Source organism: Rhizobium aureum (genome assembly GCF_030182495.1).
Lineage (GTDB): Bacteria > Pseudomonadota > Alphaproteobacteria > Rhizobiales > Rhizobiaceae > Rhizobium > Rhizobium tropici_C.
In genome coordinates this window covers 35870-52792 of the sequence record NZ_JAQJCI010000002.1, presented here as the reverse complement: position 1 = coordinate 52792, position 16923 = coordinate 35870, and the positions used below count along the sequence as shown (strand labels likewise).

The 16923-nt window shown below is 58.6% G+C and carries 15 protein-coding genes; 11 read left to right on the top strand and 4 right to left on the bottom strand.

From position 1 onward, the window contains the following. The first annotated feature begins 108 nt into the window (after positions 1–108). From PH552_RS06100 to PH552_RS06050, 11 genes are all read left to right on the top strand, one after another. A complete protein-coding gene (locus PH552_RS06100) occupies positions 109–1455 on the top strand; it encodes an ABC transporter substrate-binding protein (protein ID WP_112344428.1) in 1347 nt (448 codons plus the stop codon). A 13-nt stretch (positions 1456–1468) separates the two neighbouring features. Further along, complete coding sequence (locus tag PH552_RS06095) at positions 1469–2389, top strand: carbohydrate ABC transporter permease (protein WP_245430453.1); 921 nt, start codon at positions 1469–1471, stop codon at positions 2387–2389. Continuing rightward, complete coding sequence (locus PH552_RS06090; protein WP_112344430.1) at positions 2386–3222, top strand: carbohydrate ABC transporter permease; 837 nt, start codon at positions 2386–2388, stop codon at positions 3220–3222. Before PH552_RS06095 ends, PH552_RS06090 begins: the two co-directional genes overlap by 4 nt. A gap of 5 nt (positions 3223–3227) precedes the next feature. After that, positions 3228–4046: a sugar phosphate isomerase/epimerase family protein gene (locus PH552_RS06085; RefSeq protein WP_285165749.1), complete on the top strand. Its 819-nt coding sequence runs from the start codon at positions 3228–3230 to the stop codon at positions 4044–4046. Positions 4047–4057: 11 nt separating this feature from the next. After that, positions 4058–5134 (top strand): Gfo/Idh/MocA family protein, encoded by a 1077-nt coding sequence (locus PH552_RS06080; protein WP_112344432.1) that lies wholly within the window; start codon positions 4058–4060, stop codon positions 5132–5134. Further along, positions 5134–5952, top strand: a complete 819-nt coding sequence (locus PH552_RS06075) for a sugar phosphate isomerase/epimerase family protein (RefSeq protein WP_112344433.1) — start codon at positions 5134–5136, stop codon at positions 5950–5952. Before PH552_RS06080 ends, PH552_RS06075 begins: the two co-directional genes overlap by 1 nt. Beyond that, entirely contained in the window at positions 5949–6776 is an 828-nt protein-coding gene (locus tag PH552_RS06070) for an alpha/beta fold hydrolase (RefSeq protein WP_432422029.1), read from the top strand. The genes PH552_RS06075 and PH552_RS06070 overlap by 4 nt, the downstream gene beginning before the upstream one ends. Further along, the gene (locus PH552_RS06065) at positions 6773–7498 is read left to right on the top strand and encodes a ribulose-phosphate 3-epimerase (RefSeq protein ID WP_112344434.1); all 726 of its coding nucleotides are present in this window, start codon (positions 6773–6775) and stop codon (positions 7496–7498) included. The genes PH552_RS06070 and PH552_RS06065 overlap by 4 nt, the downstream gene beginning before the upstream one ends. After that, positions 7495–8487 carry an ROK family protein gene (locus PH552_RS06060; RefSeq protein WP_112344435.1) on the top strand — a complete coding sequence of 331 codons (993 nt, stop codon included), beginning with the start codon at positions 7495–7497 and terminating at the stop codon, positions 8485–8487. Before PH552_RS06065 ends, PH552_RS06060 begins: the two co-directional genes overlap by 4 nt. 39 nt (positions 8488–8526) lie before the next feature. Then, a complete protein-coding gene (locus PH552_RS06055) occupies positions 8527–9504 on the top strand; it encodes a L,D-transpeptidase family protein (protein ID WP_112344436.1) in 978 nt (325 codons plus the stop codon). A gap of 402 nt (positions 9505–9906) precedes the next feature. Beyond that, on the top strand, positions 9907–10914 hold the full coding sequence (locus PH552_RS06050; protein ID WP_112344437.1) for a hypothetical protein: 1008 nt from the start codon (positions 9907–9909) through the stop codon (positions 10912–10914). Between the two features lie 481 nt (positions 10915–11395). Here PH552_RS06050 and repC read toward each other — a convergent pair whose 3' ends face one another. The 4 genes from repC to PH552_RS06030 all read right to left on the bottom strand — a co-directional run bounded on the left by repC (position 11396) and on the right by PH552_RS06030 (position 16000). Continuing rightward, positions 11396–12697: a plasmid replication protein RepC gene (repC, locus tag PH552_RS06045; RefSeq protein WP_112344438.1), complete on the bottom strand. Its 1302-nt coding sequence runs from the start codon at positions 12695–12697 to the stop codon at positions 11396–11398. A gap of 155 nt (positions 12698–12852) precedes the next feature. Then, positions 12853–13854, bottom strand: a complete 1002-nt coding sequence (gene repB, locus PH552_RS06040) for a plasmid partitioning protein RepB (RefSeq protein WP_112344439.1) — start codon at positions 13852–13854, stop codon at positions 12853–12855. A 4-nt stretch (positions 13855–13858) separates the two neighbouring features. Beyond that, positions 13859–15052, bottom strand: coding sequence for a plasmid partitioning protein RepA (gene repA, locus PH552_RS06035; protein WP_112344440.1), 1194 nt, complete (start codon positions 15050–15052; stop codon positions 13859–13861). A gap of 468 nt (positions 15053–15520) precedes the next feature. Beyond that, the gene (locus tag PH552_RS06030; RefSeq protein ID WP_112344441.1) at positions 15521–16000 is read right to left on the bottom strand and encodes a ProQ/FINO family protein; all 480 of its coding nucleotides are present in this window, start codon (positions 15998–16000) and stop codon (positions 15521–15523) included. Between the last annotated feature and the right edge of the window lie 923 nt (positions 16001–16923).

The following is a 16923-nucleotide window of genomic DNA, read 5'->3' as shown; positions in this document are numbered from 1 at the left end:
GGAATGATTTAAAGCATCTTATTTCTTGACGCGCGACAAATTTTTATAAAACATATGCGAATACTGGCGCGGAGGTTTGGAGATCGCCAGTCTTCCTGGGAGGGAAACATGACAGATATCAAGAAGACGCCGGCTCACTCCACGAGTGCCGGACAATCGATAATGCTTGATCGTCGTCAGCTGCTGCTGGGTGCCGCTAGCGCCGCGATCGGCACGGCAACGCTTGGAGTTGCCTCAGGTCTCGGCATCCGCCCGGCCCGCGCTGCGGATCGAACGGAAATCAGCTTTGCCAGCGCCAGCTTCTTCGGCAAGGAAGGGCTTGGCGATCTCGTCAAGGCTTTCAACGAGTCGCAAAGCCGCATCACCGTCAAGTTCATCGAACTGCCGCCGCCGAGTTCGTCGACGGAAGTCTATCAGGGCCTCGTCCAGCAGCTCGCCCGCCGCAACGGAACACCCGATGTTTTCAGCCAGGACGTGATCTGGATCGCGGGTTTTGCCTCCGCCGGCTGGGCTCTGCCGCTTGATGAATATTTCCCGAAAGACAAGCGCGCCGATTATTTCCCCGGCACGGTGGCTGCCTGCACCTATGGCGGCAAGCTGACCGCGCTGCCATGGTTCGTCGATTCCGGCATGTTCTACTATCGCAAGGATCTGGTGGAAAAACACGGCGGCAAGGTGCCGGAAACCTGGGCCGACATGGCGACGATGGCGGCAGAGGCGCAGAAGGCCGGCGACGCCAAATTCGGTTATCTCTGGCAGGGCAAGCAGGCCGAGGTTCTGGTCTGTGACGCGGTGGAGATCATTGCATCTAATGGCGGTTCCATCCTGTCCGCCGATGGAAAGTCTTCCGTCATCGGCGACGATGCCGCCGTTGCCGCGATCCAGTTCCTGTACGACACCATCAACAAGACGAAGATCAGCCCTCAGAACGTGCTCTCCTGGGACGAAGAGCCCTCCCGCCAGCCGTTTACATCTGGCGAGGCGATGTTCATGCGCAACTGGTCCTATGTCTATCCGATCGCGCAGGATCCGAAGGCCTCGCATGTCGTGGACAAGGTCGCGGTTGCGCCATTGCCGCATTTTGCCGGCGGCAAGAGCTCGGCCTGCCTTGGCGGCTACCAGCTGGGCGTCAACGCCAACTCCAAGAAGCGGGAAGCGGCGATCGAATTCCTGACCTGGATGTCTTCACCCGAAACCCAGACCCGGCTTGCCCTTAATTTCGGCCTTGCGCCCTCACGGCCAGCGATCTTCCAGGATGCGAAGCTCAAGGCAGAGCAGCCGTTCATGGCAAGCCTTCAGAGCGTCTTCACCGGCGCCACGCCGCGGCCGATCACGCCGCAATATGCCAAGGTGACGCTGGCATTGCAGTCCAGCATCTCGAAGGCACTCGTCAGCGGCAACGTCAAGGTGGAGCTGCAGGCCGCCGCGGCCCAGATCAACAAGATCGTCGGCTGACATGGCGGTAACGATGACGGCCGCCGTTTCGGAGCAAACCCCAGGCAAGTCGAGGGCGCTGTCAAGCGCCCTCTGGCCCTGGCTGTTGCTGCTGCCGGCATTTCTCTCATTGGCATCAGTGTCCTTCTATCCGATCGTCAACGGCGTCTATCTGTCCTTCACCAACCGTTCGCTGATCACACAGGACAATGATTTCGTCGGCATCGCCAATTATGTGCAGCTGCTGGCCGATCCGCCGTTCTGGAATGCCTGGTGGCACACGATCTGGTTTACCTTGATCTCGACCTTGCTCGAGACCTTCATCGGCCTGGCGATGGCTTTGATCCTTTGCGAGACCTTCACCGGCCGGGGTATGGTCCGCGCCGCCATGCTCGTGCCCTGGGCCATGCCGACCGTCGTGACATCGAAAATGTTCGGCTGGCTCTTCGATGGTCAGCACGGCATCATCAATTTCATCCTTCTGCATGCAGGTTTGATCGATCAGAACGTCAACTGGTACGGCTCTCCCGATACCGCCCTGACGACGATTATCCTCGCCGATGTTTGGAAGACCACGCCGTTCATGGCGCTTCTGTTGCTGACCGGGCTGCAGACCGTTCCAAAATCGCTCATAGAGGCGGCACGCATTGATGGGGCGGGAGCCTGGACAATCTTCTGGCATATTCGCCTGCCGCTCCTGATGCCGACGCTGCTGATTGCCGGCCTCTTCCGTGCGCTCGATGCATTCCGCGTCTTCGACCTCGTCTATGTGCTGACGGGCGGCGGTCCAGCCGATTCCACCGAGACGCTTTCGACACTGTCCTACAAAGTACTCTTTTCGACGCTTCAGTTCGGCTACGGCTCGGCAGTCTCGACCGCCATGTTCATCACGGAGGGGCTGATCGCGATCGGCTTCTGCCTCTTCCTCGTGCACCAGATCAGGAGGACGACATGAACGCAGAGCGCTCCGTCTTCCAAAACATCCTGATCTATCTCGGCGCCCTGTTCATCCTCATCTGGTCCGCCGGCCCGTTCATCTGGCAGTTTTCGACATCGCTCCAGCTCGACAAGGCGCTGACCGAGGGAACGCCCTCGCTCATACCGAACCCGTTCACGCTGGAGCATTACTACAACGCCTTCGTCGAAAAAGGCCTGCATCATTATGTGCTGAATTCGCTCGTCGTTTCGCTGGCGACCACCGCTCTTTGCCTGATCGTTGGCTCGCTGGCTGCCTTTTCGCTGTCGCGCCTCGATGTAAAGGGACGCTTCGGCATCCTGACGGTCATCCTTTCGGTATCGATGTTTCCGCAGATCGCACTCGTCGGGCCTCTCTATCTCATCGCCTCCGATCTCGGGCTGCTCGATACCTATACCGCGCTGATCATCACCTATCTCGCCCTCGGACTGCCGCTCGTAACGTGGGTGTTGTTCGGCTATTTCGAAACGCTGCCGCGCGAGATCGACGAGGCGGCCCGCATAGACGGCGTCGGGCCGGTCGGCCTGCTCTGGCATATCATCCTGCCGATGTCATTGCCGAGCCTTGTCACGACGGGCCTGCTTGCCTTCATCACCGCCTGGAACGAATTCCTGTTCGCGCTGGCCTTCACTTCGGACAGCGGCAGCCAGACTATCCCGGTCGGCATCGCCAACTTCACCAACCAATATTATGTGCCCTGGGGAGACATCGCCGCCGCATCGGCTGTCGTCACCGTGCCACTCATCATTTTGGTGCTCTTCTTCCAACGACACATCATCGAAGGCCTGACCCAAGGCGGAATCAAGGAATAGCGGGAATGCGCAAGGACATAAAAGTCGGCTGCCAGACATTCACATGGGAAATGCTCGGCAATGCCTGGACAGGAACGGCAGACGATCTGCTCTCGGCGATTTCCGCAGGCGGTTATTCCGGCATCGAAATCACCGATACGATGATCGGCCGCTATGGCGCGAACCCGCATGCCTTCGCGAATGCATTGAGGGATTGCGGCCTGACGCTCGTCTCCTTCGCCTTCGGTTCCAAGAGCGGCTTTACCGTCGCCGACGCGATGAAAGATGATCTTGCGACGGCCAAGTGCTGGATCGATTATGCCGCGCATTTCCCCGACGCACTCGTTTCCATCGGCTCGGCAACCGTCGTTTCCGATGGCCCGCGAGACGACAAGTTCGCCATTGCCGGCGAGTTCTACAATCGCGCCGGCGAACTGGGCGAGGCCGCCGGGGTCGAGGTCGCCGTGCATCCGAGCTCCCATCACAATACGCTGTTGTTTAACCGGGCCGATTACGACCGCATCTTCGCTCTGCTCGACCCGAGCCTGGTCGGCTGGGTGCCGGATACCGGTCATATCCTGCGGGGGCATGCCGACATGCTTGACACGATGCACACCTATCAGGACCGTATCCGCTACCTGCATCTGAAGGATGTTGATGCGCAGGGCCGATGGGCGATGCTCGGCAAGGGCGTCCTCGATACGCCAGCCGTGATCGACCTCGTCTCAGCGGCCCCACGCTTCAACGGCTGGCTGGTGCTGGAGGAGGAATCCGAAACGGCCGGTACCGATCCTGCCGCTGCGGTCAAAGCCAATCGCCAAACCATGCGCGGCTACGGGGCATAAGGAAGAGAACCATGATCGAAAAGGAAAGTCGCCGTCTTCGCGTGGGAGTACTCGGCTGCGGCCCGATCGCGCAATTTGCGCATCTGGAATCCTGCGTTAAGGCTCGGAATGCCGATCTTTATGCGATCTGCGACGCAGCCCCCGATCTTCTGGCCCGCATGGGCGCGACCTACGAGCCGCAGAAGATGTATGACGATTATGATGCCATGCTGGCCGATCCCGAGCTGGAGGCCGTAATCGTCGCGACGTCCGACGCCTATCACGTGCCGATGTCGATCAAGGCGCTGGAAGCCGGAAAGCATGTGCTCTGCGAAAAACCGATCGGCGTGTCGGTCGAGGAAGGGCAGCAGCTTGCCGAGGCTGTGCGCCGGTCCGGCAAAATCCTGCAGGTCGGGCACATGAAACGCTTCGATCCGGCGCTTGAGGCAGCGCGCGATTTTGTGCGCGACGATATAGGCCAGATCTTTGCGATGAAGGCGTGGTATTGCGATTCCACCCACCGCTATACCAATACCGATGCGGTCCAGCCGCTGCCCGTCACCAGCAAGCTTGCGCGCAAGCCATCGGGCAATCCCAAGGCCGATCTCCGGCAATATTTCATGCTCGCGCATGGCTCGCATCTGGTCGATACCGCCCGCTTCTTCTGCGGCGAGATCGTCTCGGTTCGTGCCCGGCTTCTGGAACGCGCCGGTGCCTATTGCTGGTTCGTGGAGACCGAGTTTGCCAACGGTGCTCTCGGTCATCTGGACCTGACGGTTGCCGTGCGCATGGATTGGCATGAAGGTTTCCAGCTTTATGGCGAAAACGGCTCGATTCTCGCAAAGACTTTCAATCCCTGGTACTTCCGCTCCAGCGAAGTGGAAATCTTCCACGAGAAGGATGCGACGAGCCGGAAGCCGCTCGGCGCCGACGGCCATTTCTTCCGCCGGCAGTTGGAGGGGCTCGCCGATAGCGCGCTGAAGGGCGCGCCGATGCGCGGCGCCAATGTCGAGGATGGCCTGGCCTCCATCCGCGCGATGGTGGCGATCGCCCGATCGGTGGAGCGAGGCGAGCGCGTCGAGCTTGCATCGGTCACGGGAGCGGTCTGATGCAGATCGGCATCTTCGCCAAGACCTTTCCCGGAACCGAACCGCTCGGCGTTCTCTCGGCTGTGCGTGACAGCGGTTATGCTTGCGCGCAGTTCAATCTCGCCTGCTGCGGCCTCCCATCCATGCCCGATGCCGTTTCCGAAGAAACGATCGCGGCGATCCGGGCGGCCGTCGAGGCGACGGGCATCTCGCTTGCCGCACTGTCCGGCACCTACAATATGGCTCACCCCGATATCGCCATTCGCCGGATCGGTCTCGCCCAATTCGCCGTCGTCATCGAAACGGCAGCGGCACTCTCGATTCCGCTGGTAACGCTTTGCACCGGAACTCGCGACCCGAACGACCAATGGGCCTATCATCGTGACAATGGCGATCCCTCCGCCTGGACCGACCTGGCGGCTGAAATATCGAAGGCTCTGGAGTTGGCGGAACGGCATGGCGTCGACCTCGGCATCGAGCCGGAGCAGGCCAATATCGTCACGTCGGCACGCGACGCCCGGCGACTGATCGACGAGATGGGATCGCGGCGGCTGCGCATCGTGCTCGATCCGGCCAATCTCTTCGAACAGGCAACACCGGCCGAGGCGCGGGTGATCGTCGAAGAGGCAGTCGAAATCTCAGCCGGTCACATCGCTCTGGCGCATGCCAAGGATCGTTACAGCGATGGTCGCTTTGCAACCGCCGGACAGGGCGTTGTGGATTTTGCCGATTTCATGGCGCGGCTGCGCTCGGTGAATTTCGACGGACCGCTCGTAACCCATGGCCTTTCGGCTTCGGAGGCACTCGGCGTTGCCGGCTTTCTCAAGGCACTGATATGATGAGACAGAAATCGTTCAAGCGCGATGATACAGAACTTGCCGTCTACGAGACTGGGCAAGGACTCCCCGTCGTCTTCCAGCACGGTCTCGGCGGCGACGCGGCGCAGGTGGCGCAGAATATCTCAGCGGCGGCTATTCACCGGCTGACACTGGAATGCCGCGGGCACGGCGCATCCTCACTCGGCAATACACAACCCTATTCGATCCCAATGTTTGCAGAGGATGTTCTGGCCGCGGCCACCGAATACGGGTTCGACCGCTTCATCATCGGCGGCATTTCGATGGGAGCGGCCATTGCGCTGCACCTTGCCCATCATCACGCCCAACGGATCGCCGGACTCGTTCTCGTGCGCCCCGCCTGGACCTTCGAGGCATCACCGGGCAATCTCGCGCCGATCCGCGCCGTTGCCGCTCTGATCCATTCCCATCCGATCGAGGAGGCCAAAAGGCGCTTTATCGCCTCTGAAACCGGACGATGGATCGCCTCGGAGGCACCGGACAATTTCTCTTCCCTGCTTGGTTATTTCGACAGACCGGACGCCGTCGCTTTTGCGTCGGTACTGGCTGACATAGCGGCCGACGGGCCGGATGTGCCGCAGGCAGTCGCCGCTGCTCTTGCTATACCCACCCTGGTTATCGGCAACCGTCGGGATGCGATCCATCCGCTCTCCTGCGCGCAGACGCTCGCCAATGTCATTCCAGGCGCAAGCTTTGTCGAAGTCACCGCCAAGGCTGTCGACAAAAACAGGCATTTTGCCGAGGTCCAAGACGCCATCGCACATTTTTTCGCATCCAAAACACTCCGGAGCTTCGTTCCATCATGACGTCCAGACCCCTTTCCGGCCCGGCGGCCATCGCAGCGCTTCCCCGCAACAGGCTTCTCGGCGAATTCTCGCTCTGGTCGGCCGATCTTGCCAATATGGAAACCGACCTCAGGCGCATAGAGCCTTATGTGGACCTGCATCATATCGATGTCGCCGATGCGCGCTTTACGCCGGGCTTTCTGTTCTTTCCGGATTTTGTCGCGCGCATCGCCAAGTCGACCGCCAAACCGATCCACGTGCATCTCATGGTCGAGGCTGAAATCGTCGAAGAGCAGACGCGCCAGTTCATCGAGGCGGGCGCCGATTTGATTAGCGTCCACGCTGAAAACGGCAATGCCGGCTTGCGTGCCATTGCACTTGCCAAGGAGCTGGGTGCCGAAGCCGGTGTGGTGCTGCGACTGGAAACACCCATTTCGGCGATCGAGCCCTTCATCGATCACGTCGCCTTCGTGACGCTGCTCGGAACGTCGATCGGCGTCAAGGGACAAAGCCTTTCCGAAAAGGCATGCGACCGGCTGCTCGAGGCACGATTCCTCCTAAGGAAAGCAGGCCGCGAGGAGCGGGTAATCCTAGCCGCCGATGGCGGCATTCGCGAACAAACCGTCCCGCTTCTGCGCCAGGCCGGAGCGCAGACCGTCGTTCTTGGATCGCTGGCATTCGGCGACAAGAACCTCGGCGACCGGATCGCCTGGCTGCACGGATTGGAGAGCCGGGTTTCGTGAAAAAGGTCGCTCTTGCATTCGATCTCGGTGGAACGGAGCTTCGCGCCGCACTTGTCGATGATGCGGGATGCCCTCTGTCGTTCTCGTCCCTGTCGACGGATGCGGTCGGCGGCCCCGCCGCAGTCATCCGCCAGATCGAGCAGCTGGCTGAAACGGTGTTGGCACAAACGCCCGATCTTTCGCCGATCGGGATCGGGATCGGCGCGCCCGGTCCGCTCGATCCGGACGCCGGCGTCGTCATTGCCGCCCCGACCCTGGTCGGATGGCATGAGGTCCCGCTGGCGGAGATTCTCCAAAACCATTTCAAGCTGCCCGTAAGGCTCGAAAACGATGCGAATGCGGCAGCGCTTGGCGAGTGGCGATATGGCGCCGGCCGAGGGGCGGGATCGATGGTCTTCGTCACAGTGTCGACCGGTATCGGCGGTGGCGTGATTGCCGATGGCCGGATCCTGCATGGCAGACGGGGCCTGGCTGCCGAGATCGGCCACATGACGATCACAAACGAGGGCGAACGTTGCTTTTGCGGGGCAGTCGGCTGCTTTGAGGCCGTCGCCTCCGGCACGGCACTCGGCAGACGGGCAACGGCCCGCACCAGGCCGTCCGACGGATCGGTGCTGCGCAAGGTCGCCGCCGATGCCGACGTGACCGGACGACATGTCGTCGAAGCCGCGCGAAAGGGCGACGCCGATGCATTGGCGCTGCTGATCGACGAGGCACGGTGGCTGGGGATCGGCTTCACAAACCTGCTTCATCTCTATTCACCCGACTTGCTTGTCATGGGTGGAGGAATTTCGCATGGCTTTGATCTTCTGCACGATCAAATGGCGGCGACGGTTCGCGAGCGCGCCATGCCCGCCTATCGCAACGTGCCGATCGTTGCCGCTCAGCTCGGACGGCATGCCGGTCTGATCGGCGCGGCCAGCCTTATCTTCGACAGCTGCGAAAAATCAGACCCCTCGCCGGGATCAGCCATTCGGGTCCACCCATAAGCCGGCGGAACAACTTGCGCGGATAATGATTTTCAAGACATGATTCATATACGCTGTCTTGCGATCTCTATCGCTTTGATATTTTCAAGTCCGGCTGTCGCCGCTCCCATAGCCGCTCAGGATGTCAATGGCGCTGCCATCACGTCCATACAGACCGAAGCGCCGGGCAAGAAGCCGAGCAAGCCTGACGCAGCGATCATCAAACTTCAGGTGCTGCTGGATCGAGCCGGCTCCTCTCCTGGTGCTGTCGATGGCTATGCCGGAGAGAATCTCAGTAAAGCAATTGCAGGATTTGAAGCTTTGCAACGGCTTCCCATCGATGGAAAACTCGATCCAGAGGTACTCCGACGGATTGAGGATCAGCTTCCCGTCATTCAGCCATATGTCATAACGTCGGATGACGGGAAGGATCTGGTGAAGAGCATTCCCAAGGACTATGGCGAGCAAGCCAAGATGGATCGCCTCGGCTATACGAGCATCGGCGAAAAATTAGCCGAACGTTTCCATATGAGCATCGCTCTCCTGAAAGCGCTCAATCCGACCGCGTCTTTTACCTCGGGTGAAACAATCATGGTTGCGATGCCTGGCGAGGCAAAGACCGGCGTGGTGAAGCGGATCGAGGTTCACAGAAAGTTGGGCCAGGTATTCGCCTTTGCGGAAGACGGGTCGCTGTTGACGATCTACCCGGCCACGATCGGCAGCGAGGAATCGCCCTCCCCCTCAGGCTCACACAAGGTCAAGGGCGTCGCTCGATTGCCGACATATACCTACAATCCGAAGATCAATTTTCAACAGGGTCGCAATAAGAGGATCCTGAAGCTGCCAAGCGGGCCGAACAATCCGGTCGGCACGGTCTGGATCGATTTGACCGAACCCACTTATGGCATCCACGGGACACCGGATCCAGAGCTCATCGGCAAAGTCGGCTCTCATGGATGTGTCCGCCTGACAAATTGGGATGTGGAGGAGCTGGCAAGGATGGTAAAACCGGGCGTGATCGTTGAATTTGTCGATTGATCATCGGCCAGAATCCGCATCGGGCAATTGCCGGTGGATCTCGCTATTCGCGAGGTAGAAAATCAGATTGTTCATCCTCCGGGATTGACCCTAGGACGGCCGGCAAAAGCCCATGTCAGCAAATGCAACTCATCCGATACAACACGGCCATATTTGCGCCGCGATCCGTGAAGAATGCTGACGCGAAGCGGATGAGGAAATTAAGGGCGGGCAAATAATCTTTCCGCGACCGCCGAGGTTCCCGCCTCCGTTAGGTCGTCATTCAGCAAAGCAGCGCACAATTATGATGTCTGGATCTGAGCGCATGGCAGCCGGACTTGTGTGGCGGGCGGACTGCCAAGATCGTGGTTGTCTGCTACGGCGCATGTGGATCCAGAAAATTTTGACAGGAGATTTATTTTCGTGCGGTTGAGATATGCCATTCGAAGCGTCGCCCAGATGCTCAGCCTTTGCTCTCTTACCATCATCATCCCTTCAACATCGCAATCTCTTGCCGCGGAGCGCCAATCGGATATTCCGGCATGGCTGAATGCCTATGTCGGCGAAGGCGACGGTCAGATTGCCCGACCGATTCTGCAAAGGGCGCGCGCGCTTTACATGCAGAAGATGAGCGAAGGCAAGGTCAGGAATCCCTGTTATTTCGCTATGGATGCAACCCGGCCGAACAATCCGGCTGACGGCAAATCGGCAGGGCGTTTCTATATCGTCTGCGAGGCGACGCAGACATTCCGGGTGGTTTCATCGGGCCACGGCAGCGGCCGCGATCTCAAGGGCGTCGTCGACTTCGGCAATGGCCGGATGTGCGCGAGGAACTTCGGCAACGCGATGGATTCGAACCTGACGGCCGGCGGGTCTTATGTGACGGAAGAAACGAAAACCACCTTCAAGGGTTATTATCGGATTTCGCAGACGAAGGATGCTGCTTTCCTTCGCACATTCGTGCAGTTCGACGGTGTTGGCGAAACCGCCAATGCACGCGCCAGGGCGATTGGCGGCCATGCGGCTGCAAAGGTTGCCGGTATCTGCATGAAGAAGGATCCGCAGAGCCCCTATGCCAATCGCGACGGATACGTTCCGCTCGGGAAGCTGGTGGAATATGCGGGAGGCCGCAGCGATGGCTGCACGAGCTGGTCGACATCGGATGCCAATCAGATCATCTCCATGGTGAAGGACAATCCAACGACCCTCTACATCTATCCTGAATCCTCGGACATCAACGCAGTCGCCAAGGCCGTTGCAGCCGGGCGCTCTCCAGCACAGTCCGGATTGTATTGGAACGAGTCCTGCCTGAAGGAAATCGGCACTCCGAAATTTTGGCCGAAGGAAACCTTGGAGCCGATCATCGCGCAATACAAGAACGACCATCCGGCACCGCCGCCGCGGCCGATACCGATTTGCGACCAGCAATGACGTCGGTCTAGTCACAATGACTGAAAATTAAGGCAGGAGGATCAGTGGCAACAGGTATGGGCCGCTGTCTCCTGTTTCTGAGGCGAGTTAGTATGCGGACGAACAGCCTGTCTTCGTCACGCAATTTACACAGATGCGACGGTATGAAAGTTCGATATAGCTTCCGATAGCGAATTTACTTCAATGAAATCAATCTGCTAGCGAGCGATGAAATTCAGTCGAAAACGATCGAATTTGCAAACCAGGACTATCCCTACTGCCAGCACATCTCTGTACTTTTATGCCTTTTTTGCCAGCAAATGTCTACCCTTCCGGCTGTTCATAACTCCAAGCGCCCTCCCCTAAAAGATCCGATGCAGGGTAGTTATCATTCGCTGCGGAGGCAGCGAAATATCTTGAGCTGTACGCAATGCCAGAGTTATTTCGTCGTGGTGCCAACTGAAACCGACCATCAGATCCTCAATGCTGTTAACGGGACATGCTAAGCGATCTTGCGCACGGCTGGGGCCATATTCGCCCGAAGAAGGCTCATGAGCATAGGACCGATGGCAAACGCTCCTTTCTCCGCTCGCCGTGTCAAATCGCGAAGATAGGCACCGGCGGAATTGATACGGGAGCCACGTTGGAGGATGCAGGCGATGACGGTCGCAGCGTTTTCCACTCCCATGGCAGCGCAGGCCCCTCCATAGGTTCCCGGACTGACATCGAGCATCGATTTGACGACGAGTGAAGCAGAGAGCAGATCGCGCCAGCTCTTGATCTGTCCGGTCGGGCCGTAAGCGGTGATCTCTGGGCATGCTCGCAAAATGAGATCGAGCGGGAAGGACTTCAACTCTGTTCCGGTGCCAATCTCCGGGTGACTACCGTCGGGCGTACAAGGCATCGGCGGCAGAGTTTCGGAAGCTGGGGGGATGTTCACGAGAACTGGAGTTGTCCGCGGAGCGAAGCTTCGTGGAGAGGCATTTTTTGTGGACGTGGCTTCAGATTCAATTTGGGATTCGGAGTCTGAATTCTGTATGTGCCGCTCATTTTGATAGGGATTGGCGCTTAGTTTCGCAGTTTCTGCATGTGTTTCCAATCGGTTGACGATTTCGTCACGCAGACGGCCGAGTTTCCCCAACAGCGTCTCCAACTGTGCCACGTTCGGCGAACGCGGAAGGTCATCAATGAGCGCGCGAAAGCCTGAATGGACGGCTTCCCAAGGGCCTTCAATATCCTCGGCAATGGCGGTTTCGATGAGCTTGGCGATATCGCGCCGGTGGAGGCTGATGTGCTCGCGTAGACCCTGCATGTGCAATCGCTCGGCAACGACCTCGGCGGCGAGATGCTCGATCTCGTCGGCGCGGGACAGAAGAGGCGCCAAGGAGAAACCATAAGCCTCATTGAGATCCCCTGCCCTGTTCCGGCGAGCGTAGCGCTTGCCGTTGGGGCTATCCCGGCGGACAAGAAGCCCGGCAGCGATCAGGACAGCGAGGTGACGGCGGATTGTCTGTTCCGCCATGCCATGCGCGCGCAACGACAATTGTGCGTTTGAAGGAAATACGATCAGGTTGGCGTCATCCGAGAGTTCGCTCTTCGGATAGAAACTCAAGAGCGCATTCAACACGGCCAGCGCTCGATCCGTCACGCCCAGCAAGGGCTTGGCTTCACAGAGCGCACGATAAATCTTCCACTTGTCGACGGACCTGACGGATTTCCCATGATCGGCTCTTCTTTGAGCTATCAACATGGCAAGCGTCATCGGCCGCCGCCCAAAAGGCGTCGTCACATGTTCGGCTTCCATTTTCTTTCACCTACGTTGTGGCAAAAGAAGTCTGCTCACCAAAACGATGCCAAAGACTCTTGACTGTGATTCGGGGAAATGCGATTCTCGATTTGCTTAAGATCAGAGAAGGGCTTCCACGACGGCGTCGTTTGGGGGCCTTTTTCTTTTGCGGGTTACGTATCCTTTCCTTCTTGGAACTCGTTGAAGAGAGATTGCAACCTCTCCTGTACGAACTGATCGAAGCCGGGGGCGGCCTTGCTGTCGAAAACAAAGGTCGCGCGCGCCGGCGTTCGCTTAAACGTCACCGGAACACCGGCTATCGATGATGGCGTAACAGCTGCCTTGGCGGATGCTGGTTTACCGATTGCAAGAACCAGCGCCCGCTGAAAGCGCGCATCACTGGACAGCTGACGCTGGTTGTCCGCGGACAACTCAGCCACGATTGGTTCCGAGGGGACGCTCTCGAGACGTTCTCCGAGCTCTAGCCAGCGCCTGCGGCCAATTTCGGGGGCGGGGCCGATCGCGCTGATGAGAGCGAGAGGCACTTGTCTGGTAACGATGAGCATCTTCGAAAGCGCTGCCTTGTCCACGCCGAGTGCGGCCATGATGACATCGCGACCGAAACCGCGCTGCTCAAGGCGCAACGCGAACAATGCGCGCTCGATATAGGATAGGTTCGTGCGGGCACTGTTTTCCTGGCCTTGACTGACCACCAGCTGATCGTCGGTGAGCTGACGCACGACTGCACGCACCTTGATGCTGAGCTCTTTTGCCGCCGCCAGTCGACGATGGCCGTAGGCGACCTGAAAACGCCCGCGGGATTCCGGATGCGGGCGTACGAGGATTGGCACCTGCTGGCCGTGTTCGCGTATCTGCTCGACCAGCTGACCAAGCTCGACGGGATCGATTTCCAGACGATCGGTAACGAATGATCCATCGACAAGCTCGGGATCGATATCGACGACCGTCTGACCTTCCGCCAGTTGCCGTTCGAGATCGCTGGCTCGTTCCATCTTCTCCGTGATATTTCCGAGCGTCCTGGTGATGCCGCCCACCGGAGCGGAGCCTCTTGCCTGCGGCAGGAAGCCAGCGATCGGACGATGGTCCTTTGGCGCCGGTGCCTCCGTGCGGCTCGTATTCGGCGCCGAGATTTCGAGAAGGTTTTTGCGCGCCATCTATTTATTTCCTTCCCCAGGTTAGGCGAATATGCGTCTCGATCTCGCTGTTGACGAGATTGAGCGAATCCAGAGCGCGGTCATAGGTACCCCTGGTGAACTGGGCACGCTCGACCTCGTAGAGGGTCTGTTTGGTGACGCCGGCATCGGCAACGGCCGTCGACTTGACCATTGCGTTATGGAGCATGCGGTTGCCGAAGATTGCCTTCATGAAACCGGTCATCTGGCTTTGTGGTCCGTCGTTTGGCTCGAAGCGCGTCACGAGGTAACGCATCCAGTCATAACTGGTGCGCCCCCCTGCTCTCTCGACGACGGACATGAGCTCGCTCGTCATCGTCAGAAACTGCGACATGGACATAACGTCGAGCATCTGCGGATGCACGGTGATGAGGATCGATGTCGCGGCACAGAGTGCCGACATCGTCAGAAAGCCGAGTTGCGGCGGGCAATCGATGACCACCACATCGTAGAAACTTTCGATCTCGGTCAGGACTTCGCCTATGCGGGCAAAGAACATCGTCTCGGCCTTGCCGGCAGCCATTGCACGCGGCGTCTCGTGCTCGAATTCCATGAGTTCGAGATTTCCGGGGATCAGATGCAGATTTGGCGTGTAGGTCGAACGAACGATATCGGCTATTGGGCGAGGGCCCTCATAACGAATGGCCCCATAAAGCGTTTCGTTTTCGCCGACGTCGATCTCGGGCTGGTGCCCGAACAGAGCTGATAGGGATGCCTGCGGATCGAGGTCGACCGCAAGTACGCGGTAGCCTCTCAACGCCAGATATTGCGCGAAATGGGCTGCAGTGGTCGTCTTGCCGGAACCGCCCTTGAAATTCATCACCGAGATGATCTGCAGTTTTTCGGTTCCGCGGCGCCAAGGCACGTATTTAGGCGTTCCGTTTCGTTCGTCGAGAACCTTACGGATCCGATCCATGTCTTCGGCCGTATAGAGCCGCCGTCCATTGGCAAGCGGATCCGGCCCATGGCCTTCGGCTGCGATCTGGCGGAGGTAACCTTCCCCGATGCCGATAAATGCGGCGGCCTCAGCCGGCGAAAACATCCGCATAGTTTTCTGTGACTGAGGCGGAAAGAGCTTTGCCTGATGCTGCTGGAGCTGATAAGACAGCTCTTGCGCATCTGTTGCCAGAAGCGTTGGTAGATGCTCTTGATCGTCTTGGAGCACGAGACTCGGCTGCATGGTTATTTTCCCAATTAACTGCGCAATTGTGACGGATTGCCGCTGAACTACGCAGTTATAATATGCTCCGATTCGTGGCCGTTTTACAAATGCTTAAACAAAAGGCAGTTTTTGGCTGCTTTTTGCGCATGCATAGGCTGCCGTTCGCTCCGAGCGGCGGGTTTCGCTCCCTTGATATCCTTGCTGTGTGTGCTTGTGTCGGTATGCGCGGCTGGCGCGCAGCCTTCGATGAGAGGTAGTCCGCGGACTACTTGCGCCATTCCTTCCATGGCGCCACGACGGCAACAGGATTGAGGTGAGGGGATTAGGAGATCGGTAGTCCGCGGACTACACCGGTCGGCCGGGTAATGGATAAGTTCCGGCGCTCATCGGCATCCAGGCCGACGCCATTCGAGGCGGGCAGCGCCATGAAGCGGTATGATGAGTTCACTCGATGGGCTGCCGGGATGCGGTGGCCCGCCTGGCGTATCAACGCGCAACGCGGTCCGTACGCCTGTTGCCGAGAAGAGATGCCCGAATGAGCTCTGCTTTGCTCAACACCGGCGGCGGGCTTGGTTCGTCGTGATGAGGGGCCGTCTTGGTCTGCGTCTGGCGGAGTGCGATCAGACGCTGCTGTGCCGCAAGCCTGTCTTCGGCCGAGAGCTGCTCGACCGGATTGCCGGCGAGATCGTGACGCATTGAATTCGGCTGCGCGCAGGCCTGGTAATATCGCTTGGAATGAAGAAATGCGCTGGTCGCGCGACGGAGCGACATGACCGGCACGTCGGGCTTCAGCAGCGGGCGGATCTCATTCCAGAGGCCGAGCGCGAAAGGACGGATGAGGTCGCCGGCCTTGATAGGCAGGATGTCGATAGGGCGAAGCAGGAGCGCATTGATCGCAGCCGCCTTTTTGACATCGAGCTCGGTCGCAGTGACCGGCTGGCGATCGGTCGTCCAGGGTTCTTCCATGAAATCGTTCCTCTGAGTGCAATTCCATTACGAATTGATTGTGAAGTGATTTTGACGAGACGGCAAAGAAATCCGCCTGCGTCTTCTCGCCTCATGCCAAACTGTCGACCATATACGGGGTGGCGTCTCTCACAGCAAGTTTTGGTTAACGGGATTTTCATGACTGGGAAGATAGCTTGCATCGTGCCGCGAGAAGTACCGGGTACGCGGCGCACCTTTCTCTTGAATCGGCAAGCCAAGGGACGCGCACTTCGCTCGTTAGATGTGCAACGATCCTTATGTTTCGTTCCTCTTTATATGGCGCCTTGTCTGGCGGCGGGCACTATTCGGGCGATCTGCACGGAGCAGCAATGCGCCGATCCGTAGGGCAGGGCTTGACGGCGTCTCCTGCTACACCGTGTCCGGGAGGCGAAAACAAGCCAGTACGAAGTCATGCGCGACGGACATGCAGGATCGGCCGCTTCTGTGCGAGGCGCAGTCGCTATATACATCGAAAAATCTGGAGATAACGACACAGATACCTTGAGATACCTTGCCGGCGAGCCAGCGTCACGATACGCATAGGAGTGCTGTCGCGCAAAAGTCCATGTGCGATATCCGTGAGAGCTGCAGCTGGTCATGCTGCAATGGCGGAAGCAAAGCCCGCAATAGCTTCAATTAAATGAAGCATTAACCATAATCTCAAACTGTTGATCTTGCCCAGCCTTGAGCAGGGTTCTGGCTACCGATCGCCCATAAGGTCACCGGAAATCACCAAACAATCGGGCTTCAGCTCAGTGAGCCAGGCAACGCTCTTCTCAAGCGCGCAAGATTATCATTGTCGATCTGTGCATGAATATCAGTTGCATGTGCGACAATCCCATGCGCAGCCCCTTCGGCGTGTTCTTATCGATTAAGATATCGTCCCGCTCGGTGTTCGTAGC